Raw genomic sequence first — 22,278 nt, forward strand, 5'->3', positions numbered from 1 at the left:
CTGGACGCTTTGTTGTTGCTTCGGATGTCGGGAGCGACTGGTGATCCAGCTAAATCCCAGCTGTTTGAGGAGTTTATAAATAGCGTTGTGGTGGTACTCCACACCAAACTCGGTTTTGATGTAGTGAAGAATTTTTTCGCCGGTCAGTCTGCCACCTTGCTCACTCTGGCTATGCGATTCAATAAACTCGCCTAATTGCTTTTGCTGTTGTGCGCTGAGATAAGGAATCCGCCCCTTTGCTTTGCGGGCTTCAAGACCATCCAAGCCCGCTTCAAGGTAACTTGACACCCAGTTATTGACGCTAGTTCTGCTGATCTTCAATTGATTAGCGACTTGTGTGCGGTTTTTACATTCAAGGAATTGCGCGATCGCGAGTAAACGCATGCGTTTTCGCGCATTTTTCTCCGCTCGGGAGAGCTTGAGGAGTTCTTCAGCGGTTTGATTCATAAAGCTAAGCGAGTGATTATTCGAAACCTGCAATTAGAACAGAAAACTAGACGGAATGGTATAAATCTACCTGCCAGGCGCCATCCGGCGTGGTAATCATTAAACGCGGATGCGGGGGACCGATAAAGATTTCGGTGATCTCGCCGGTCATTTCGGTTTGCTTATCTTCGGTCCAGTTCCAGCCGTGATGGGCCAGGGCGCTACTAGCCCAAAGCGTGACCGCAACAACAGTGACACCAAGGGTTTTGTCAGTGAACTTGCGCATGGTTAACCTCATTTGCTGTTAAAAAGAGTTAGCGTGTTTGCCGCACGCCAATGACAAGTATACGAAGCAGCGGCAGGGACGGTGCAGTTTATCGGCAATTTTGCGATAAACGGGCAGGTAAGCAGGCTCTGTTACAGCGCTTCGGCGTAGCGATACAGCGCTTTTAAAATCGCAGTTTTTTGTTCGTCGGCACTGTGTTCATGTGCCAGGTTTTCTAGCGCCAGACTAAATTGCTCCAGCGTTAAGTTTGGATTATCCAGTCCATGCATCAGTTTATCGGTGCGATAGCGTTGCCATTTTTGTAACTCGCTATCGGTAAGGGTGAGCGGGTAGTTGCGCGCCCGGTATAAAAAATACAGCCGGTTTAACCGCTCTTCGTTAAACAACACACTATCGGCAGTCAGGTTAGCCGGATCCAACTGATGCAATAGCTGCATTTTCTGCTTATCGGCATCGCTGATAAAGCCCTGGTAAAGCTGGTAGTCGGGGTTAGTCTCTGCACTATACTCGGTTGGCGTTTGATAAAGCTCAACAACCTTTTGCTGGAGCTCACGATGCTGGCGTAGCCATTCCAGATGCTGCAGGCACAGGTTACGATCGATACCAAGCTCAGTGGCGCGCTCGGCACTCAATGTTTTGGCATTAGCTAAAACCGGGCATTTGTTCAGATGAATCAGTTTTAACCCCAGCCGTTGTTCGCCATCGGCCAGGTCGCTGGTTTTTTTATATAACTTTTGCTGCAGTGTGGCTAAGTCATCGTTGAGTAACGGGCTTGGGTCGAGCTGCAGGTTATAGCAGATCACGGCATTTTTATTAGTTGGGTGGTAGGCCAGCGGTACTACCCAGCTGGCACAACCTTGCGCAGCCGGAAACTTTGATGACACATGGACCAGCGGGGTTAAACCGGCAACATCAATCAGCTCACTGACTTTTTGCTTTTTACGCAGTTCAAATAAGTACTGGAATAACTTCGGCTGCTGGTGTTTTATCAATTTGGCAATAGCAATGGTGGCATAGACATCCGATAAGGCATCGTGTGCTGAGCTGTGCTCCAGGTTATTGGCTTTAGTCAGGTGCTCCAGCTTAAAGCTGGGGCTGCCATCTTCACGTAGCGGCCAGTTAATACCCTCTGGGCGCAGCGCGTAGCAGGCGCGCACCAGATCAATCAGATCCCAGCGACTATTACCCTGTTGCCATTCCCGACCATACACATCGAAAAAGTTGCGATACAGGCTATAGCGGGTAACTTCATCGTCAAAGCGCAGGCTATTGTAACCAAGCACGCAGGTATTCGGGGTGCTGAATACTTGCAGAATGCGCTGCATAAATTCAGTTTCAACTAATCCTTTTTTATTACATAGCTGCGGAGTAAGGCCAGTGATCAGGGCTGCTTGAGGGTGCGGTAAATAGTCGTTCGCCAGCTGGCAATACCACATATCCGGCTCACCGATAATGTTTAGTTCGCTGTCAGTGCGGATGCCGGCGAATTGGGCTGGCCGATCTTTTTTCGGATCCGCGCCCCAGGTCTCAAAGTCATAGAAATAAAAGCTTGGCGCTTGGTTCATTACAGGTCCTGATTGGGAATTCAGCCGCTTAGCTGTCATTACATTACAAGCTGCATCATACCTTATCAGGCCCCAAGCCGTACAGCCAGCGTGTGCCATGCTGAAGATACGCTAAACAAACTGCGACCAGTACCGGTTAATTGCGCTGTGGCGGATGGCCGAGCTACTCACAAAGTGGTAAAGTGCGCGCTACCACTTATACTTAGCGTTTTGCTAAATAAGAACACCCTGAGTTTGTTATGCGTAAAAATTTACCTGTTACTTCCATTCGCCGTACCTTCGCAGCTGAACAGCGCCTGATTTCGGTGACCGACACCCGCGGCATTATTACCGATTGCAACGACGCCTTTGTGGCGGTGAGTGGTTTTAGTCGAGATGAGCTGATTGGCCAACCCCATAATATTGTGCGCCATCCTGACATGCCGCCTGCTGCCTATGAAACCATGTGGCGCTATTTAAAGCAGGGTCAAAACTGGATGGGGTTGGTGAAAAACCGCTGCAAGAATGGCGATTATTATTGGGTCGATGCCTATGTAATGCCGATTAGTGAAAAAGGTAAAGTTATTGGCTATGAGTCGGTGCGTTGTGTGCCAAACGAGCAGGATGTCGCCCGTGCCGAAAAGCTGTACCAGCAAATTAATGCCGGTAAAGCCAGCCGCAAAATGCCACAACCTACGGTGTTGATTGCCAGTGTGACCTTGTTACTGCTGCTGTTAAGCCTGATGATGGCGAGTCTGGCCGTGACGCAATGGGTGTTGATCGCCGGCTTACTGGCGTTGGTTGCGTATTATCAGTTGCGGCGGCGTAAATTATTTGCCGATTTAGAATTGTTAATGCCGGGTGCGTTTCAGGATCCGCTAGCAGTTGCCAGTTATACTGACGACAGTTTAAGCAATGGCCGCTTAAAGGTCAGTGTGCTGAGTGAACGGGCGCATTTAAGAGCTATGCTAACCCGAATTGAGAACGCTGCAGGTTCTGTGGCGCGGGACTCTGAACGGGGCTTACAGCTTACCCGCGAGGCTAATAACGAGATTGATCGCCAGCAGGCCGAAACCATGCAGGTTGCCACCGCAATGAACCAGATGACCACGACCATTGCCGAGGTGGCGCATCATGTTACGGATACCGCGGCGCAAGCTGATAAAGCAAACCAGTTATCGGCGCGGGGTAACGAAATTGCCGGGATTACCCGTCATTCGATTGAAAAATTACGCGACACCGTGAGCAGTATTGGCCAGTCAGTGACTGAAGTGGCGGAGCAAACCGAGAGGATCGCTAAAGCCGCACAATTTATCGAACAAATTGCTGATCAAACCAATTTGTTGGCACTAAATGCTGCCATTGAAGCTGCGCGCGCCGGCGAGCAAGGCCGTGGCTTTGCGGTTGTTGCAGAAGAGGTGCGTAATCTGGCGTTACGTACCCAGCAGTCGACAAAAGAAATTTATAGTATTGTCAGTGAATTAACCGCACGAGCGAATAATGCAGTCCAGGTTGCCCGCTTGGGCGCCCACGATGCAGAAAATGGCTTGCAAAAAGTGGTAGAAAGCGGTGAAATGTTAGCCGGAATCAGTGGTGCGGTGACTGAAATTGCTCATATGTCGACGCAAATGGCGGCAGCGGTAGAGGAGCAGGCGCACGTAGCCGAAGATATTAATCGCCAGGTAGTGAGTATTTCAACGTTAGCCGGGCAGAGTACCCGTGCGGCGAATGAGGCGTCACATACGCTGGAACAGCTAAAGAGCGTGTCTGACGAGCTGGCTGATTTAGTACATCGCTTTAAACGCTAAACTGGGCGACTAAGGAGTTTGATGTTTCGTTCATTACGCAGTCAACTGACACTGTTATTTCTAGGGCTCTTGGTGTTGCTGGAGCTGGTTACCGGCTATGCAGTCTTGACTACGATGCGTAATGAAAGTGAACAGCAGGCACGGCAACTGTTACAGGTTGCCACCAAGGTGTTCCGGCAAACTTTGCAGGTGCGTAGTAATCAGTTAACCGATAGTGTGCGCTTGTTAGCTGCCGATTTTGGTTTTCGCCAGGCAGTAGCCACGGCTGAAGCGGATACCATTAATAGTGTGCTCGAAAATCACGGCGCCCGTATTAACGCCAGCCTGGCATTGTTATTCGCTGCAGATGGCCAACTGCTTGCTACGACTGCACCGATGCAAGATAGCAACTTACTAACTGATTTGTTGCAGCAAGCACGGCAACAGCAAGAGTCGCAGGCCAGTATTTTGAGTATTGGTGAACAAGCTTATCAAATTGTGCTGGTGCCGGTCAGGGCGCCACATCTTATCGCCTGGGTTGGTATGGGGTTTAGTGTCGACGAGGCGCTGGCCAGTCAAATCCGCGAGATCACCGGGTTAGGCGTCAGTTTTGCCCGCCTGGCACCGCAACAGCGGCAGTTGCTTACGTCTACCTTAAATCCCGCAGCACAGCAGCAGTTGCAGCACAGTATGCAACAATTGATGGTAAGCGAAGAGTTAATGTTGCTGGATGAACCACTTCATCATATTTCGCAGGCCTTTACGCTGAGTCCGCAGCAGCAGTTGTGGGCGTTTCTGCATTTACCGAATGAACGCTGGTTGGCGAATTATCAACAGTTACGTCAGCAACTACTGCAAATTTTTAGTCTGGGTCTGGCGTTAGCGCTGGTGGTGGCCTTTATTTACACCCGCAGCGTTACCCGGCCCTTGGCTATGCTGGTGGATTTTGCCCGTGCCATCGGCCGTGGCCAGCAGGTCGCGCCACCGGCCGTTGCATTGACAGAAGTGAGCGTATTAGCGAATACCTTAACCCATATGCGTTCGGCAATTGTGCAGCGGGAACGGCAACTACAACAGCAAGCAGAATCCGATACGCTGACCAATCTGCCAAACCGCCTGGCCGTTGACAAACATCTACCTGCGCTGTTGGCGGCAGAGGATACGCTGCTATTGCAGCTGAATATTGCCAAGTTCCGCTTTATAAACGATAGCTTCGGTTTTAGCAGTGGTGATCTGTTACTGCAGCAACTAGCAGGACGCCTGGCACTGCAGGCTGATGCCCGCTTATGTGCCCGACTCGGCGCGGATGAGTTTTTAGTGGTGTTGGCACAGCCGGTAGCAGAGAACACACTGCAACATCTACTACAGCAATTAAGTGCCCCCTTTGATCTGGCCGGCTCCAGCATTCAACTGAGTCTGTTGGCGGGGGCATACCCGTGTCAGCAGGGCGCCTCTGACGTCAATATGTTACTGCGCCGGCTCGATATCGCGCTGAATAACGCCCGTGCCAGGGGCCTGAGCCTGATGTACTACCAAAGTGGTCAGGATGAGAGTCATCAACGCGAACTGACCATTATCCGTGATCTGCCGCAGGCGCTGAAAAGCGGGCAGTTTAGTGTGGTATTTCAGCCTAAGGTGGATATTCAGCAACAGCGTTGTGTGGCGGCCGAAGCGTTGATCCGCTGGCAGCATCCGCAGCTGGGTTTTATTTCACCGATGGAGTTTATTCTATTGGCGGAGCGCTCGGGTAATATCAGAATGCTCTCGCACTGGATGTTAAAAGCCGTGATTGGTCAGTTAGCCAGCTGGCAACAGCAACATCCGCACTTGGCGGTGGCGGTAAACTTGTCCGCAGCGGATTTGTTAGATGATAGCTTACCCGGCAGGATCCTCGGTTGGCTGGCAGAAGCCGGGGTGAGCGTTAGGGCGCTGACGCTGGAGGTCACGGAAAGTGCTGTCATGCAGGATACCGGTAAAGTTGTTGCTAATTTACAACAACTGAACGCTGCCGGTATCAAATTGGCGATTGACGATTTTGGCACCGGGCAGTCATCGCTGGCCTATTTGAAAAATCTGCCAGTGCATGAATTGAAGATTGACCGTGCCTTTATTAAAGATATCGAACATAACACCCAAGATGCCCTGATTGTGCAAGCGACGGCGCAGCTAGCGATGGGCCTGGGATTAAGCGTCACCGCTGAAGGCCTGGAAAATCAGGCTGGTTTGTCGCGGGTACTGGCGGCGGGTTGCCAACAGGTGCAGGGCTACTATTTTGCCAAGCCGTTAGCGGCAGCCGATTTTAGTCTTTGGCTGCAACAATTTGCTACCGATAATCAACGCTTTTTTACGACGATGGTGACGGTGCCAACGGATCCTGCCAACCCGCCAGTTGCTGACTAATAAAAGCGCTCAGCCTGGCTGCCGCCTGCGGTAATCTTTTATTGGCATGCTGTACCAGATACCAGTGACTGCTGAGCGGAAAGCCTTTTACCTGTAACACTGACAATAAATGTTGTTGTCCCTGCAAGGTATGGGCTGACAGCAAGGCTAAACCTAAACCGGCATTCACACTTAGCCGTATCGCCTCGTTAGACTCCATTTGCATACTCTGCTTTAACTCGGTGGCCTGACTACTAAGCCAGCTGTCAAAGGTCATCCGGGTGGCGGATCCCGGTTCACGTAATAAGAAACGCTCAGCCGATAATTGGCTAAAATTAAGTTGTGGTTGTTTGCTGGCCCAATGTTCCTTGGGGGCAACCAGGTAGAGCGGATTTTTCACTACCGGTGTCGCCTGCACATACTCGCCGCGCGGTGGGTGACTAAATAAATACAGGTGATCCTGTTGCTGTTCGAAGCGGCTGAGAATATGCGCCCGGTTACCAATATGCAGATTAATCACCACCTGCGGATACTGATTAGCAAAGTCGGCCAGCAGCTGCGGTAACAGGTATTGTGCGGTATTGACCACTGCCAGTGAGAGTGAGCCAGCGCTGCCGCTGCGTTGCTGATGTAATTGCAGATTAAATTCTGATAGCCGTTCATCAATATCCAGCACCGCCTGATACAACAACTCGCCGGCGGCGGTCAGTTGTAACTTTTGCTGCTGATAGTCGAATAAGGGTTCGCCAATGATTTCACTAAGTTTTTTAAGCTGTAATGACACGGTAGGCTGAGTAAGGTGTAACAGCCGTGACGCGGCGGTGATATTGCCGCTTTGTGCGACCTGCCGAAATACCTGCAGTAGGCGAAAGCTAAGTTGACGGGCATCCATAGATATTTGTCTATACTGAATTGCATGATTATTAATTAGCATAAAAGTCCGTTGGCAGGCAAGATCGCCGCCGCATTCGATAATAACGATTACAGGGGAAACTTAATGCCAGATGTCGTGATAGCGTTTTTTGCCTTGGGACTGATTGCCGGGCTGGTAAAGTCCGATTTAAAGGTACCGGTGTCGATATATGAAATCCTGTCCATCTTGTTGATGCTGGTCATTGGCTTAAAAGGGGGCATGGCCTTACATGGCGTGCCGCTGTTACCGTTGTTGCCGGAGTTATCACTGATTGTCTTTTGTGGCGCTTTGATCCCGCTGCTGCTTTATCCGTTGCTGCGTAAACTGGTCAAACTGGACAGTGCCAACTCGGCCAGTATCGCGGCACACTATGGCTCGGTCAGCGCCGGTACCTTTGCCGTGGTATTAGCAGTGGCGATGGCGAATAATCTGGAATTATCGGCTCAAACTACCTTGTATTTGGTACTGTTAGAGTTGCCGGCTATCGTCGTGATGTTATGGCTGTATCGCTATATCAACGGCAGTAAAGCTAACGGCCTAGCGATTTTACATGAAGCCCTGACCAGTCGCGGCGTGTTGTTATTATTGGGCGGTATGTTAATTGGCATGTTTTATGGCAAGACCGGCTTGTCGGAAATCACGCCGGTGCTGCTGGGTGGCTTTAAAACCATGCTGGCGTTGTTTTTACTGGAGATGGGGCTTTGTACTGCCCGGGTATGTAATCCGTTGCCCTGGAAGCACTGGCGCCTGATGCTATTTGCTCTGGGGATGCCGGTGATTCTGGCCAGTATCGGCTTAGTGATCTCCGGCGTGATTGGCATGCCAGCGGGCAGTGCCCTGGTCTTCGCCACTTTAATGGCCAGCGCCTCCTATATTGCCGCGCCGGCAGCGATTAGAGCGGCCATCCCGCAAGCCGATATCGGGTTATCGATGTTGGCGGCGCTGGGACTGACCTTTCCGTTTAATATTCTGGTAGGGATTCCGCTGTATCAAAGCTGGGTGCTGTAGCCGATCTGTGCCGGCTGTAGCATGCCGGTGACAAGATAAGGACTAAGGTTTAACGGCTTGCCAAAGCGGGTTAGGTGCCACAAAAGGTCTGGCATACCCGCTGTTCGGCACTGGCTGGCTGACTAAAGGCCCCGGCAGCCGCGTTATCCTGATAGGGGCTTTGCCATAGCTGATTAAGCTGATTAAATAAGCTTAAATCGCCATCCTGACTCACCTGATCAATCACTTGCTGGATCAGATGATTGCGCGGCGTAAAAACCGGATTGGCATTAGCCATTACTCGCTCTGGCGCTTGCTGTTGTTGTTCCAGACGTTGCTGCCAGCGACGGAACCAGATCTGGTAGTCTTCGGCATCCAGTTGCTGCTGCAAATAAGGTGTACCCGGCGTTAGCAGATCGCGGAAACTCAGCGTAAAGTCGGCCTGCCGGGCCGCGAGTAAATTTAGGAAGTCAGTAATCAGTGCCGCATCCTGCTCTGTACTATTGCTAATACCTAATTTGGCGGAAAAGCGCTGTTGGTAAGCGCTTTGATAATGCGCAGGAAATTGATTAAGCACGGCCATTGCCAGCTCAATGGCCGTTTGCTGATGTTGATCCAGCAGTGGCAATAAAGCTTCAGCCAGTCGCGCCAGATTCCATTGTGCGACAGCGGCTTGGTTCTGATAGGCATAGCGCCCCTGCTGATCGATATAACTGTATACCTGGCGCGGGTTATAGGCTTCCATAAAAGCACAGGGGCCATAGTCAATGGTCTCACCACTCAAGCTCATATTATCGGTATTCATCACGCCATGAATAAAACCCAGGCTCATCCAATGCGCAATTAGCTCAGCCTGTCGGCGACTAATGCAATCTAGTAATGCCAAATAAGGATTAGCCTGCTGCCAAAGGTTTGGGTAGTGGCGGTTAATCACATAATCTGCCAGTGCTGGTAACACCGCCGGATCGGGCTGACTGGCAGCATATTGCAGGCTACCAATGCGTAAATGACTGCTGGCGACCCGTGTTAAAATCGCGCCGGGTAGGGTTTCATCGCGAAATACCAGCTCACCGCTACTGACTGCAGCCAGCGCACGGGTAGTAGGCACGCCCAGCGCATGCATCGCTTCGCTTACCAGGTATTCACGTAACACCGGACCAAGTGGCGCCCGGCCATCACCACCGCGGGAGAACGGGGTGCGCCCGGCGCCTTTCAGTTGCAGATCGTAAAGCTGACCGTTTTGATCCCGCACTTCCGCCAGTAAGATTGCGCGGCCATCGCCGAGCCGGGGCACATAGTTGGCAAACTGATGTCCGGCATAGGCCTGGGCGAGCGGGGCAGTCCAAGCGGGTAAGTCGTTACCACTGAATAAGCCAAGCCCGGCTGAAGTAGCCTGATAGTCCGCGGGCAATTGCAGTTGCTCGGCCAGCGGCTGGTTAAAAGCGAGATAGGCGGGCGAGCGCACCGGTGTTGGTGCGCAATCGGCGTAGCAGGCGCCAGGCAGAGTGCGGTAACTGTGTTCGACCTGAAACCTTGTCATAAGCGTGCTAATCCGCAGTGATAAATAGTTGAGTAGTTTACTCAGATATAGTGCTGACTGCCAGGGCGTGTTGCCATTTGCTGCTTGTTTTTACAGCTGTTTGGCTGGCCTTTATACAAGGCTGAGTGTGTCCTAGCGCTTGCGGTACTCAGACACGGCCTGATTCGAGGCTTCGACCATCTTGCGGCCTTTAGCAGAACTTTGCGTTAGCATAATAAACAGCAAATCAATCACCAGCTCCTGGGCGTTGCGTGACAAAATTGACGACAAGCGGGCGGCATTTTCATTGGCAACGGTTTTTAAATTCAGATCGGAGAGTTTGGCCACGGTATTAGGGGCAAAACCGGTTAAACTCAGCAGCGGAATGTGCCGGCTTCTCGCATATTGACTGACCACAATCATTTCGTTGGTCTCACCGGATTCGCTGATCACCACCAGCAAATCTTTGCCGGTATAGTGGGCTAAATCGGCCAGCTGGATATGGTTATCACTTTCGGCAATGGCTTGCAGACCAAGTTTGCGCAGTTTCAGACAAAAATCCTGAGCGACCAAAAAGGACGCACCTTTGCCGGTTAACATAATGCGTCGTGCGGTATTTAATAGCTGGCAGGCCTGCTCCAGGCTGCTTTGGTCATTGGCACTCAGGGTATTGGTCAGCACTTCAATTTTGCCGGTTAAGAGTTTACGCGCCACTTCTGCAAAGCTGTCGTTCAGCGCGATATCACCATGCAATCGCTGTACGTTGGGAGTACTTTGCTGGTGTAAATGATCGCTTATTGCAAATTTAAAATCCGGGTAGCCTTTGTAGCCCAGTTTCTGCGTAAAACGAACGACGGTCGCCTGACTGACGCCGACAGCCTGGGCTAATTCTTGCGATGACAGTTGGCGGATTTGTTGGCTATGTGCCATGACATAGTCGGCGATGGCTTGCTCAGCCTGACGTAACTTTCCTTGTAGCAGCGCGATTTTTTGTAATACAGCCATCTTCAGATCCTTTTTTGGTTCAGTATAGGTGGATTTTTTACAAAAAAACCAGCCTTTGTCTGCTGTTACGTGTTAATTGTGGTAGCAGATTGCCGACTGCCGGATAGCAGATTAAAATCAGCGCCCGCTAAATATATGAAAGATATTCGACCACAGGAGTTTGCGGTGAATAAAAATGTATTGACCAATGTTATCGCGTTATTGCTGACGATATCAGGTTGGGCTCTGGCTGAGCCACTGTTACTTAATATCGGCCTGTTTGCCCTGGCGGGTGCTATTACTAATACTTTGGCTATTCATATGCTGTTTGAGCGGGTGCCGTTTTTATATGGCTCTGGCGTGATTCCGGCACGTTTTGCGGAATTCCGACTGGGAATCCAGCAGTTAGTGATGTCGGAGTTTTTTAATCAGGCCAATATTGCGCGTTTTATCGACAGCCAAAAACCGCAGCGTCAGACATTTGATTTCGAGCCGGTGTTAGCAGAGGTTGATTTAAGTTTAGCGTTTCGGGCACTGCAAAAAGCGGTTGAGCAGTCGTCTCTCGGTGCTATGTTGGCGATGTTTGGCGGCAGCGCCGTGTTACAGCCGTTAGAGCAACCTTTTACCGATAAATTACGTGGCGCCTTGCTACAAATTGCCGCGAGTGACGACTTTCAGCAGCTGCTGTTAAAACAGCTGCATAACAGCTCACAGTTGGATGCGTTACAGCAGCAGATAGAACAGATCGTGCAGCAGCGATTACACGAGCTGACGCCGGAGCTGGTAAAAGAGATTATTCAGCGCATGATTCGCCAGCACTTAGGCTGGTTAGTAGTATGGGGCGGTGTTTTTGGTGGCTTGCTCGGCTTAATGGCAGGATTATTAACACTTTAATTTGCTGAACTGCAAAAAAGCCGCTACCGTAAACAGGAAGCACTGGCTGTGTCGGCCGGGACTATAGAAGGAAATCGCGATGAAATTGACCTTAGCCCTAACAGCTTGTGCTGGAGCCTTAATGGCGTTGCCTGCGACAGCGATGCCAGAGTTAAAAGGTAATGAACAACTGTGGTTACTGACTGAACAACAACAATTAATAAAGGTCGCCGCAGCGGCACCCGCTACCATTCTGCAGCAGCACAGTATTTCAGGCTTAGCCGAAGGTGAAAAGCTACAGGGTATCGATTATCGCGTGGCGTATGGCGTGCTCTTTGGGCTATCTGATCGCGGACACCTGTACCAGATTGATACCGCCAGCGGCAAGCTAACGCAGGTTGGCAGTGCGTTAGCCAGCGGTACCCTTAGCGCGGCGCAATATGGTTTTGACTTTAACCCGGCCGCGGATCGAATTCGGGTGGTGAATGCCAATGGCCAGAATCTGCGGTTACATCCGGAAACCGGCGCTTTGGCGTTTACTGATCCACAGCTTCATTACGCCCCGACAGATGTTAATGCGGCGAACAAACCAGCTGTTGTGGCAGCAGCCTACACCTATAATCAGCAAAACGAAAAACTGACTACCAACTACGCTATCGATCTGGCTCAACTGAGTCTGGTAACTCAGGGCAGCATTGAAGGCGTTGAACCCGCGGTATCACCGAACACCGGCACCTTATTCACTGTCGGCAAACTGGCACTGCCTGCGGTACAACATATTTCTTTTGATATTTCAGATGTGCGTAATATCGGCCTGATCAGCGCCACTGCCGCCGATGGGTCTGGCAGCACGCTTTATCAGGTTGATTTGCAAACGGCAGAGCTAAAAGCTTTAGGCAGCATTAAAGCGACTATTATGGGCTTAGCGATTGAACCTTAAAGCCTGGTGGCTGATGCTGCTGGTCAGTGCCAGCAGTCAGGCGGCAGAATTAACGGTTAACGTAACCGATAGCCAGGGCGCACCTGTTGCTGGTGCTGTGGTATTTCTGGAATCTGCCGCCGCCAGCGCTGCCGTGCAACCGGTTACTGATGCCCGTATTGTGCAAAAAAATAAAACCTTTGTGCCGGATGTACTGGTGATCCCGCGCGGTACCGCCGTGTATTTTCCCAACGAGGATACGGTGCGGCATCATGTGTATTCGTTTTCTGCTATCAAGCCGTTTGAAATCAAGCTCTATGTTGGCACCCCGGCGGCGCCGGTGCTGTTTGACCAGAGTGGCGTTGCTGTGCTGGGCTGCAATATTCACGATGAAATGATTGCCTGGGTAGTGGCGCTGGATACGCCTTATTACAGCCGCAGCAATCAACAAGGTGAGTCGAAACTTACCGCGGTGCCGGAGGGGGAATATACCTTGCGTGTTTGGCATAAAGATTTACTGAATGAACAGGATGTACCAAAAATTACCGCGACCTTGGGAAATACACCGCAGCGTGCATCTGTGCAGTTACCACAGTTAGCACCGGTATTTTAAGCGCTTTACAGGGGCAGAAATGAAAAAGCCTGCTTCAAGGTGAAGGGGCTTTAAGCGTTAAGAATAAGACCCGCTAAGTTGTAGCGGGTCTTCGGTTATCAGATTTTTATTTCAGATCGAAGCGATCGGCATTCATCACTTTCACCCAGGCGTTAACAAAGTCTTGCACAAACTTCTGTTTGTTATCATTCTGGGCATAAACCTCAGCATAAGCGCGCAGAATCGAATTGGAGCCAAACACCAGATCAACCCGGGTTGCTGTCCATTTCACTTTGCCGCTGCTGCGCTCGACAATGTTATAGCTGTTGCGACCAGTAGGTTGCCAGCTGTAACTCATATCAGTCAAATTGACGAAGAAATCGTTGCTCAGCACCCCCGGCTTATCGGTAAAGACGCCATGCTTGCTGCCACTAAAGTTGGTATCCAGTACCCGCATACCACCGATTAAAACCGTCATTTCCGGGGCGGTTAACCCCAGTAACTGGGTTTTATCCAGCATCATTTCCTCAGGCTGTACCACATAATCTTTTTTCAGATAATTGCGGTAGGCATCATGCATCGGCTCAAGTACTTCGAATGACTCAACATCAGTCTGCGCCTGAGTCGCATCGCCACGGCCCGGTGCAAAAGGTACTGTGATATTCACACCGGCCGCTTTAGCTGCCTGTTCAATCGCTGCCGAGCCACCCAGTACAATCAGATCCGCCAGGCTGACTTTTTTACTCAGGCCAGCTTGAATGCCCTCCAGCGCCTTCAGTACCTTTTGTAACCTTGCGGGCTCATTGGCTTCCCAATCTTTTTGTGGCGCCAGGCGAATACGGGCACCGTTCGCGCCGCCGCGATAATCTGAACCGCGGAAGGTGCGGGCGCTATCCCAGGCAGTGGCAACCAGCTCACTTACTGTTAAACCGCTAGCCAGAATTCTTGCTTTCAATTCGCTGATTTCGGTATTCGACAGCGTATAGTTGACCGTTGGGATCGGATCTTGCCAGATTAAATCTTCATTCGGCACATCAGGTCCTAAATAGCGACTTTTCGGACCCAGATCGCGATGGGTTAATTTAAACCAGGCGCGGGCAAACACTTCTTCAAAATAGGCTTGGTCTTTGTAGAAGCGCTCAGAAATTTTGCGATATTCCGGATCCATCTTTAACGCCATGTCAGCGTCAGTCATCATTGGCATACAGCGGATTGAGCTATCTTCAACGTCAACCGGCTTGTCTTGATCTTTAATATGCACCGGCTGCCATTGCCAGGCGCCGGCGGGGCTCTTGGTCAGCTCCCAGTCGTGTTCCAGCAACATTTTAAAGTAGCCGTTATCCCACTTGGTCGGTTCGCTGGTCCAGGCACCTTCAATACCACTGGTAACGGTATCACGGCCAATACCGCGGGTTTTATGGTTCATCCAGCCCAAACCCTGCTCATGCAGCTCAGCGCCTTCTGGTGCCGGCCCCAGGTTTTCGGCGCGACCGTTACCGTGCGCCTTACCGACAGTATGACCACCGGCGGTCAGCGCCACGGTTTCTTCATCGTTCATCGCCATCCGCGCAAAGGTTACACGCATATCGTGAGCGGTTTTTAGCGGATCCGGGTTACCATCGACACCTTCCGGATTGACATAGATCAGACCCATCATTACCGCAGCCAGCGGGTTCTCTAAATCGCGCTCACCAGAATAGCGGCTGCCTTCGCTACCGGATTTTGCCAGCCATTCTTTTTCTGAGCCCCAGTAGGTGTCTTTTTCCGGATGCCAAATATCTTCGCGACCGCCGGCAAAACCGAAGGTTTTAAAGCCCATCGACTCATAGGCCATATTACCAGCCAGGATCATCAGATCGGCCCAGGAGATTTTGTTACCGTATTTTTTCTTGATGGGCCACAGCAGACGGCGGGCCTTGTCGAGATTGCCGTTATCCGGCCAGCTATTAAGAGGGGCAAAACGTTGGTTGCCAGTACCGGCACCGCCACGACCATCCGCTACACGATAGCTACCGGCACTGTGCCAAGCCATCCGAATCATCAGGCCACCATAATGGCCCCAGTCTGCCGGCCACCAGCTTTGGCTTTGCGTCATCAGCGCTTTCAGATCGTTTTTAACGGCTTGCAGATCCAGCTTGGCAAACTCGGCGGCATAGTTAAAGTCGGCACCAAGCGGGTTGGACTTGGTGTCATGTTGGTGCAGAATGTCAAGGTTCAATGTTTTCGGCCACCAGGCCATCACATTGTCGCTGCTACTGGTATTGGCGCCGTGTGCGATAGGGCACTTGCCAGTGGAGGGGGTGTTCTTGTCCATGGGTCACTCCTGTTTTGGTTATTGCAAAGGGTACGACGCGCGATACGTCAATAAGTTGCAATAACTATAGCCCCCAATATGGAAAAGGAAAAATAACTTAAAGCGAATAGCCTAATAGCTTTTAGCAATTAAAAAGAAAGATTTTAACTGTTTATTTCAACCTTGCTGACCATTAAACCACTGGATGCCATAGTGTGAGAAGATTTCGGCATCGCGGTTATACCAGCACCGGAACGGTTCAATATTAAAACCATGGAGTTGCGCCAGATAGGCATAGCGCATGGCGGTTTGCAGCATATCAGGATAGCGCCAGATCCGGCCGTAGGCGACTACATACAGCTGTGGGTGCTCTCCCAAGATATCCAGTGCCTGCATTACCTTATGTAAGTAACGCAGTTCCGAGGTTTGCTCCGGGGTAATTGCCTGCGGATCAAATTTGGCCATGCTTAGCTCCGATCAGAACGGGTTTAACGTCAGTATTTTTATATCGGCTGTCGCCGCCCAGATTTGAGCTGCATTTTGAGCGGACGGTGAAATTTTCTGTCGACCTCTTGTTTAATGCTATTTGCGGCGCCACCTCTGAGCTTTTAGCCGAGCTGAATGGCAGGATAAATGATGAGTGCTTCGCCACAACAACAGCAGCCAGGCGTTTTACGCTGGGTTGCCGGGTTTTTAAATCCTTATCGCGGCCGGGTGTTAGCGGCGCTGCTGTTTTTATTGCTTAGCTCGCTGGCCTGGCTGGCTTTAGGGCAGGGGGTACGTTTACTGGTAGACGAAGGCTTTGTTGCCGGTAATAGCAGCCGTTTAAACGAACTGACGCTACTGGTACTGGCTATTACGCTGGTGGGGGCTCTGGCGGTATTTTTCCGCTTCTACTTTATGAGTTGGCTCGGTGAGCGGGTCAGTGCCGATCTGCGCAACCGGGTGTTTCAACATTTACTTAAGCTGTCACCGGCGTTTTACAGTGAAACCCGTACCGGTGAGGTGATTTCACGTTTTACTGCCGACACTACCTTGATACAAAGCGTGGTCGGCTCCAGCCTGTCGATGGCGCTACGCTCGGCGGTTACCGCCATCGGTGGCCTGACGATGATGGCCTTTACCAGTATTAAGCTGACGGTATTGGTATTTTTGGCGGTGCCCCTGGTATTAGCACCGATTTTTATCCTCGGCAAAAAGGTGCGTAAGCTGGCGAGGCAAAGTCAGGATCGGTTGGCTGATATTGGCGCTCATGTTGATGAAAGCCTGCATGAAATTCATACCGTGCAGTCCTATGGCCATGAACTGCGCGATGAACAGCATTTTGCGCAAAAAATCGATGCGGTACTGGCAGCGGCGCGTGGCCGGATCTTTTATCGCGCCTTACTGATTGCCTCGGTGATGCTACTTAGCATCGGCGCTGTGACAGTGGTTGGCTATATTGGTGCGCAGAATGTGTTAACTGGCAGTATCAGCGCCGGCCAACTGACCGCATTTTTATTCTATGCGGTGATGGTCGCCGGCGGCATGGCCACCATTAGCGAAGTGATTGGAGAAGTGCAACGGGCCGCGGGTGCAGCAGAGCGGCTGCAGGAGCTGGCCAGTGAGCCGGTACAAATTGCTGCGCCGCCTCAGCCGATTGCACTGCCAGCAAAGCTGAATGGCGATTTACGTTTTGACGCGGTCAGCTTTGCTTATCCGCTGTCGCCGGCACAGCCGGTGCTGCACCAGCTTAGCTTTGCGGTGAAGGCGGGTGAGCGGGTGGCGTTAGTTGGTCCCAGTGGCGCCGGAAAAAGTACCCTCTTTCAGTTGTTGCAGCGTTTTTATGATGTCAGCGCCGGTACCATTTATTTGGACCAACTGCCGATCACAGCGCTCGAGCCGGCACAATTGCGCCGTCAATTTGCGCTGGTGCCACAGGAGGCAGTGATCTTTGCCAACTCGGTGCTGGAGAACGTGCGTTATGGCCGGCCCGAGGCCAGCCTGGAGCAGGTGATTGCCGCCTGTGTCGCAGCGCGGGCTGATCAGTTTATCCGCGACTTGCCAGAAGGGTATCAGACTCAACTGGGCGAGCGGGGCGTGCGCCTGTCTGGCGGTCAGAAGCAGCGTATTGCGATAGCGCGGGCCATTTTGGCGGATCGCCCAATTTTATTACTGGACGAAGCCACCAGTGCGCTGGACGCGGCCAGTGAACATGCGGTCAAACTGGCGTTGCAGGAGTTGATGCAGCAAAAAACTACGCTGATTATCGCTCATCGGCTTAGCACGGTATTAAATGCTGACCGCATCCTGGTGCTGGATCAGGGCAGGCTGCTGGCCAGTGGCAGCCATAGCGAACTGGTGGCGACCTGTCCACTTTACCGCGAGCTGGCAGAGTTGCAGTTATTGGCCTGATCGGTTTTACTTAGGATCCGATCCTTAATAATGATAATGATAATGATAATGATAACGATAACGGAGTACCCCATGCTGCGAGCAAACCAAGTCCTGCTGATCCTGCTATTGAGCCTGTTTAGCTTCTCACTACAGGCTGAGCAACCTACATTACATCCAAAACTTGAACCCTTCAGACCCTATCTGGATACCTACTGGCAGGGCGATCTGACCCAAAGCGGCGCCGCCGAAAAAATGATTGATCGCTCACACTGGCAACGGGCTTTAAATGGCAATGCGATTAAAACGGTGCATTCGATTAATGATGGCGTTTATGGCGGCGAGTCGATTATTTATTGGGATGAAGCCAAACAAAGCATCAATTACTACTATTTTACGACGGCCGGGTTTTATACCCACGGCAGTATGACGTTTGAAGATAATAATCAGCGGATCATCGCGCGCGAGGCAGTCGAAAATAATGCCAACGGCATTACGATGGTGGAATCGGTCAGTACCCTGAGTGCTGATACTTTAACGGTTAGTTCGCGTTATCTGCAAAACGGCGAATGGGTGCCGGGGCACAGTGCCACTTATCAGCGAGTGGCGCCTCATCAAGTCAAGTTTAAATAATTTGTTTAAAGTTCGGGCAGTTAGCAGTGTCTGGCTTGCACTGCTGCTGGTTTAGGGTACAGTGGATATATTTACAGTCTGACAGCTGAAGCCGGATCTTCTATGCTGTCTGCCTGCTGTTAACTGTCGCCTGTGAAAAGGAATCTTGATGCTGACGCCCGGTTTTATTGTTGCGCATAGCCACCGCCTTGAAGACCTGACCGCCCTAACTGTCGAATTACTGGATCGCTATCCACTGCCACCGCTGGAGCAGGAAGTGCTGTTGGTGCAATCCAATGGGATAGCGCAGTGGTTAAAGCAGGCGCTGGCACGGCAGACCGGTATTGCGACTATGCTGGAAGTCAGTTTGCCGGCGCGTCTGGTATGGCGGCTTTATCGCAGTGTGCTGGGCCCGGATATTCCGAAACACTCCCCCTTTGATAAGCAGCGGCTCCGCTGGCGTATTCTGCGGTTATTGCCGGCACTGGTCGCTGCGGATCCAGACTTTAAGGCGCTGGCGCATTATATCGCGCCGGCAGATAAGGCCGCTGCTCACCAGCTGCAGTCTGCCACCGACGCGCAGCAAAGCAGTCAGGTCGTGCCTGATCAGCGCAAATTATTTCAATTAAGCGACAAGCTGGCCGATCTGTTTGACCAGTATCAGGTGTATCGCGCGGACTGGCTGGATAGTTGGGGCCGTGGTGAGCTGGTACTGGCCCAGTCGGGGCAGAATATCCCCTTGTCTGACGAACAGCGCTGGCAGGCAAAACTATGGCAGGCTTTGGTGCAGGATATTGGTGCTGAGCAAATTTGTAGCAACAGGGCGGCACTGCATCAGCGCTTTTTAAGTGCTGCGGCCAGCCTGACGGCGCAGCAGCGCCCCGACGGCGTACCACCGCGGATTGTGGTATTCGGTATTTCCTCATTACCGCGGCAAACGCTGGAAGTGCTGCACGCTCTGAAAGGACTATGTCAGATCGTGCTCTGCGTCCATAACCCCTGTCAGTATCATTGGGCCGATATTATTGCCGGCCGCGATCTGCTGCGCCAGTATGCTAAGCCGAGATTTCGCAGCAAAAACCAAAGCTCCGGCTCGCTGCTGCTGTCAGAGCTGCATCAGTATGCGCCGCCGTTACTGGCGTCCTGGGGCAAACAGGGGCGGGATTATATCCGGCTGCTGGATGAATTTGATGAAACGGCAGCCAAAGCGGCTGCCTTTACCAATTTACGGTTTGATCTGTTTGATGAGGCAGAGCCAACGCATTTATTAGGCCGCCTGCAACACGATATTCTGCACCTCAGGCCCAATCAGGAAAGTCAGCAATATTGGCCAGCGCCGGACCCGCGAACGGATAAATCGATAGTATTTCAGCGATGTCACAGTGCTTTGCGGGAAGTGGAAGTGTTACATGACCATTTGCTGGCGGCCTTTGATGCCGATCCCAGCTTACAACCGCGCGATATTATGGTGATGGTGCCTGACATCAACAGCTATGCGCCCTATATTGCTGCCGTGTTTGGCCGGCTGGCGGCGGATGATCCGCGTTATATCCCCTATACGCTGGCCGATCAGGGCCAGCGTCAGCGCAACCCGCTATTGCAGGCGCTGGAGCTGATATTACAGGCGCCAACGCAGCGCTTTAGTCACAGTGAACTGTTTGACTTACTGCAGGTCCCGGCACTGCGCCGACGTTTCGCTCTGAGCGAGCAGCAGGTCAGTCAACTACAACAGTGGGCAGCTGCCGCAGGGGCACGCTGGGGTCTGGATGCTACTCAGCGTCAGGGGCTGGGGTTAAGTTATAGCTGGCAGCAAAACAGCTGGCAGTTTGCGCTGAACCGCTTGCTTTATGGGTATGCTGCCGGCGCCACGGCCGCATCCTGGCAAGATATCGCCGCTTATGCTGAGGTGTCAGCACTGGAAGCGCAAGCGATAGGGGCGCTGGCAGCTCTGGTGGAAACCTTACAGCACTGTTGGCAGCAGCTGCAGGCAGAGCGCAGCCCGGCCAATTGGCATCAACTGTTGAGTAACCTGTTAGATCAACTGTTTACGCCTGACAACGAACAGGAAATGTTGCTGCTGGTTAGGTTACGCGATGCGCTGGATGATTGGTTGCAAAGCACCCAGGAGGCGCAGTTCGACGCGGTTTTACCTATTGGTATCGTCGCAGAGCTGTGGCTTGCCAGTGTCGACGAGCCAAATCTGCAACAGCGGTTTATGGCCGGTAGTGTGAACTTCGCCACGCTGATGCCAATGCGGGCCATTCCGTTTCAGCGCATTTGTTTGCTGGGGATGAATGAGGGCGATTACCCGCGGCAAAGCCCGAAAACCGATTTTGATCTTATGCGCCTGCATTACCGGCCCGGCGATCGCTCGCGTCGTGAAGATGACCGCTATCTATTTTTAGAAGCCTTGTTATCGGCCAGACAACAATTCTATATCAGCTGGGTTGGCGCCAGTGCCCAGGATAACAGTGAACTGCCGCCTTCGGTGCTGGTCGGCCAACTACAGGACCAACTGAATGCACTTTGGCCAGCGCCAGCGGGCTCCCCGACACTGGCCGAACGCCTGACCACCGCCCATAAGTTGCAACCTTTTGCGCCGGCATACTTTACTGCCCAGCCAGACTCACCTTACTTTAGCTATGCCAAAGAATGGCTTAGTATTCATCAGGATAGCGAAAAACCCTCAGGTAAACGCGTAACCGAGTTGCCGTGTGGTACGGTACGCGTTACCGGTGGCGAGGCTGAACCTTTGGCGCCATTTCAGGCTGAAGCGCCCTTTAGCTTATTGGATTTACAGTTGCTGTTAAAAGAGCCGGCGCAGTTATTGGCCCGGCGCCGCTTAGGGGTTTACCTGCAGAGTACGCCAGAGGCCTTGCCGGATGTTGAGCCCTTTGCTTTGAACGGACTGGCGGTGTGGCAGGTGAAACACCAGCTACTGACAGCATTGCTGGCAGAGCAGCCGCAAACTGATGAACAAGCGTTGGCACTGCTGCGTCAGCAGCAACAACGTCTAAAGCAAGCCGGTGACTTACCCTACGGTGCGGCAGCCGGGCCGGATCTGGCCCGCACCGAGCAAACCGTATTGGCGTTATATCAGGCACGCTCTGCGTTGGTGCAGCAAAGTGCGCCGCTGGCGGCCAAGACTTATCAGTTGCAACTGGGTGATGTCTTGCTCGAGGCGGAGCTCAACACACTCTATGCCACGCCAGAGGCGATGCTGCAACTGGAGCTGACCGCCAGCAAGGTGGTCGAAGTCAAACCGCGCAGTGTCAGTTATCAGTGGCGCAATCTGGTTACGGGGTATCTGAAACATCTGGTCGCCTGCACTGTGCTGGAGCAGGCACCCAGCACGGTGATACTGGGCGCCGATGGTTTTCTGACCCTGGCACCGCTAAACGCGTCGCAAGCCAGAGCAGAGCTAGAGCAACTTGCAGCTTGGTTACAACAGGCGCTGTGTCAGCCATTACCGCTGGCATTAGAGCTGGCTGCTGATTGGTATAAAGCGGAGCAGAAGCAGGAAGAGTACAGTCTGTCGAAACTTGCCGGCCGCTATCACGGTAACGCGTATCATGAGGGGGTGCGGGCCGATACGCCTTATCTGGCGCGCTATTACCCGCAGGCACAGCAACTGTTGGATGCCGGCTTTAGCGATTGGGTGGCGTATTACCGGCCGTTCTTCCAACAGCTGCAGGCAGCAACAGCACAACCGCTTAGTGCCCTGGTGGCATCGTTAGGCGCTTTAGATCAGAATTCCGCGGATATAGCAGCGGAGGCGCAGCCATGATTCA

At 52.1% G+C, this 22,278-nt stretch carries 17 protein-coding genes; 9 read left to right on the top strand and 8 right to left on the bottom strand.

The window, feature by feature from the left end; all coding sequences use genetic code 11:
• The 3 genes from AAY72_RS02555 to sbcB form a co-directional block, all read right to left on the bottom strand.
• A partial coding sequence (locus AAY72_RS02555) for a winged helix-turn-helix domain-containing protein (protein ID WP_057785470.1) occupies positions 1-447 on the bottom strand: 447 nt, incomplete at its 3' end.
• Positions 448-493: 46 nt separating this feature from the next.
• The gene (locus AAY72_RS02560; protein ID WP_231728881.1) at positions 494-712 is read right to left on the bottom strand and encodes a hypothetical protein; all 219 of its coding nucleotides are present in this window, start codon (positions 710-712) and stop codon (positions 494-496) included.
• 131 nt (positions 713-843) lie between these two features.
• A complete protein-coding gene (gene sbcB, locus AAY72_RS02565) occupies positions 844-2,277 on the bottom strand; it encodes an exodeoxyribonuclease I (RefSeq protein ID WP_057785471.1) in 1,434 nt (477 codons plus the stop codon).
• 239 nt (positions 2,278-2,516) lie between these two features.
• Here sbcB and AAY72_RS02570 point away from each other — a divergent pair, with 239 nt between their 5' ends.
• Together AAY72_RS02570 and AAY72_RS02575 are read left to right on the top strand one after the other, a co-directional pair.
• The gene (locus tag AAY72_RS02570) at positions 2,517-4,064 is read left to right on the top strand and encodes a PAS domain-containing methyl-accepting chemotaxis protein (protein WP_057785472.1); all 1,548 of its coding nucleotides are present in this window, start codon (positions 2,517-2,519) and stop codon (positions 4,062-4,064) included.
• A 21-nt stretch (positions 4,065-4,085) separates the two neighbouring features.
• Positions 4,086-6,443 (top strand): bifunctional diguanylate cyclase/phosphodiesterase, encoded by a 2,358-nt coding sequence (locus AAY72_RS02575; protein ID WP_057785473.1) that lies wholly within the window; start codon positions 4,086-4,088, stop codon positions 6,441-6,443.
• Here the strand turns inward: AAY72_RS02575 and AAY72_RS02580 are convergent.
• On the bottom strand, positions 6,388-7,356 hold the full coding sequence (locus AAY72_RS02580; protein WP_231728882.1) for a LysR family transcriptional regulator: 969 nt from the start codon (positions 7,354-7,356) through the stop codon (positions 6,388-6,390). The genes AAY72_RS02575 and AAY72_RS02580 overlap by 56 nt on opposite strands.
• A gap of 63 nt (positions 7,357-7,419) precedes the next feature.
• Between AAY72_RS02580 and AAY72_RS02585 the strand changes: the two genes are divergently transcribed.
• Positions 7,420-8,343 carry a sodium-dependent bicarbonate transport family permease gene (locus AAY72_RS02585; protein WP_057785475.1) on the top strand — a complete coding sequence of 308 codons (924 nt, stop codon included), beginning with the start codon at positions 7,420-7,422 and terminating at the stop codon, positions 8,341-8,343.
• A 70-nt stretch (positions 8,344-8,413) separates the two neighbouring features.
• Here the strand turns inward: AAY72_RS02585 and AAY72_RS02590 are convergent, their stop codons facing one another.
• Positions 8,414-9,862, bottom strand: a complete 1,449-nt coding sequence (locus AAY72_RS02590; RefSeq protein WP_057785476.1) for a YdiU family protein — start codon at positions 9,860-9,862, stop codon at positions 8,414-8,416.
• Between the two features lie 132 nt (positions 9,863-9,994).
• On the bottom strand, positions 9,995-10,846 hold the full coding sequence (locus tag AAY72_RS02595) for a MurR/RpiR family transcriptional regulator (RefSeq protein ID WP_008983658.1): 852 nt from the start codon (positions 10,844-10,846) through the stop codon (positions 9,995-9,997).
• A 165-nt stretch (positions 10,847-11,011) separates the two neighbouring features.
• On the opposite strand from AAY72_RS02595, the gene AAY72_RS02600 reads away from it, so the two are divergent.
• The 3 genes from AAY72_RS02600 (at position 11,012) to AAY72_RS02610 (ending at position 13,230) form a co-directional block, all read left to right on the top strand.
• Entirely contained in the window at positions 11,012-11,719 is a 708-nt protein-coding gene (locus AAY72_RS02600) for a hypothetical protein (protein WP_057785547.1), read from the top strand.
• Between the two features lie 79 nt (positions 11,720-11,798).
• Positions 11,799-12,638, top strand: coding sequence for a DUF4394 domain-containing protein (locus AAY72_RS02605; RefSeq protein ID WP_057785477.1), 840 nt, complete (start codon positions 11,799-11,801; stop codon positions 12,636-12,638).
• A complete protein-coding gene (locus tag AAY72_RS02610) occupies positions 12,628-13,230 on the top strand; it encodes a hypothetical protein (protein ID WP_057785478.1) in 603 nt (200 codons plus the stop codon). The genes AAY72_RS02605 and AAY72_RS02610 overlap by 11 nt, the downstream gene beginning before the upstream one ends.
• A gap of 106 nt (positions 13,231-13,336) precedes the next feature.
• Here the strand turns inward: AAY72_RS02610 and katG are convergent, their stop codons facing one another.
• Positions 13,337-15,523: a catalase/peroxidase HPI gene (gene katG / locus AAY72_RS02615; protein ID WP_057785479.1), complete on the bottom strand. Its 2,187-nt coding sequence runs from the start codon at positions 15,521-15,523 to the stop codon at positions 13,337-13,339.
• 156 nt (positions 15,524-15,679) lie between these two features.
• Positions 15,680-15,967 (bottom strand): hypothetical protein, encoded by a 288-nt coding sequence (locus AAY72_RS02620; protein WP_057785480.1) that lies wholly within the window; start codon positions 15,965-15,967, stop codon positions 15,680-15,682.
• A 171-nt stretch (positions 15,968-16,138) separates the two neighbouring features.
• Between AAY72_RS02620 and AAY72_RS02625 the strand changes: the two genes are divergently transcribed.
• From AAY72_RS02625 to recC, 3 genes are all read left to right on the top strand, one after another.
• On the top strand, positions 16,139-17,896 hold the full coding sequence (locus AAY72_RS02625) for an ABC transporter transmembrane domain-containing protein (protein WP_082628924.1): 1,758 nt from the start codon (positions 16,139-16,141) through the stop codon (positions 17,894-17,896).
• A gap of 72 nt (positions 17,897-17,968) precedes the next feature.
• On the top strand, positions 17,969-18,508 hold the full coding sequence (locus tag AAY72_RS02630) for a hypothetical protein (RefSeq protein WP_057785482.1): 540 nt from the start codon (positions 17,969-17,971) through the stop codon (positions 18,506-18,508).
• Between the two features lie 148 nt (positions 18,509-18,656).
• Complete coding sequence (gene recC, locus AAY72_RS02635; protein ID WP_057785483.1) at positions 18,657-22,274, top strand: exodeoxyribonuclease V subunit gamma; 3,618 nt, start codon at positions 18,657-18,659, stop codon at positions 22,272-22,274.
• Positions 22,275-22,278: the final 4 nt, after the last annotated feature.

This window comes from Alishewanella sp. WH16-1, assembly GCF_001441695.1.
GTDB lineage: Bacteria > Pseudomonadota > Gammaproteobacteria > Enterobacterales > Alteromonadaceae > Alishewanella > Alishewanella agri.

Coding starts and splice junctions, on each gene's coding strand:
- AAY72_RS02560 (WP_231728881.1), bottom strand. CDS start 712: ATGCGCAAGTTCACTGACAAAACCCTTGGTGTCACTGTTGTTGCGGTC.
- sbcB (WP_057785471.1), bottom strand. CDS start 2,277: ATGAACCAAGCGCCAAGCTTTTATTTCTATGACTTTGAGACCTGGGGC.
- AAY72_RS02570 (WP_057785472.1), top strand. CDS start 2,517: ATGCGTAAAAATTTACCTGTTACTTCCATTCGCCGTACCTTCGCAGCT.
- AAY72_RS02575 (WP_057785473.1), top strand. CDS start 4,086: ATGTTTCGTTCATTACGCAGTCAACTGACACTGTTATTTCTAGGGCTC.
- AAY72_RS02580 (WP_231728882.1), bottom strand. CDS start 7,356: ATGCTAATTAATAATCATGCAATTCAGTATAGACAAATATCTATGGAT.
- AAY72_RS02585 (WP_057785475.1), top strand. CDS start 7,420: ATGCCAGATGTCGTGATAGCGTTTTTTGCCTTGGGACTGATTGCCGGG.
- AAY72_RS02590 (WP_057785476.1), bottom strand. CDS start 9,862: ATGACAAGGTTTCAGGTCGAACACAGTTACCGCACTCTGCCTGGCGCC.
- AAY72_RS02595 (WP_008983658.1), bottom strand. CDS start 10,846: ATGGCTGTATTACAAAAAATCGCGCTGCTACAAGGAAAGTTACGTCAG.
- AAY72_RS02605 (WP_057785477.1), top strand. CDS start 11,799: ATGAAATTGACCTTAGCCCTAACAGCTTGTGCTGGAGCCTTAATGGCG.
- katG (WP_057785479.1), bottom strand. CDS start 15,523: ATGGACAAGAACACCCCCTCCACTGGCAAGTGCCCTATCGCACACGGC.
- AAY72_RS02620 (WP_057785480.1), bottom strand. CDS start 15,967: ATGGCCAAATTTGATCCGCAGGCAATTACCCCGGAGCAAACCTCGGAA.
- AAY72_RS02625 (WP_082628924.1), top strand. CDS start 16,139: ATGAGTGCTTCGCCACAACAACAGCAGCCAGGCGTTTTACGCTGGGTT.
- AAY72_RS02630 (WP_057785482.1), top strand. CDS start 17,969: ATGCTGCGAGCAAACCAAGTCCTGCTGATCCTGCTATTGAGCCTGTTT.
- recC (WP_057785483.1), top strand. CDS start 18,657: ATGCTGACGCCCGGTTTTATTGTTGCGCATAGCCACCGCCTTGAAGAC.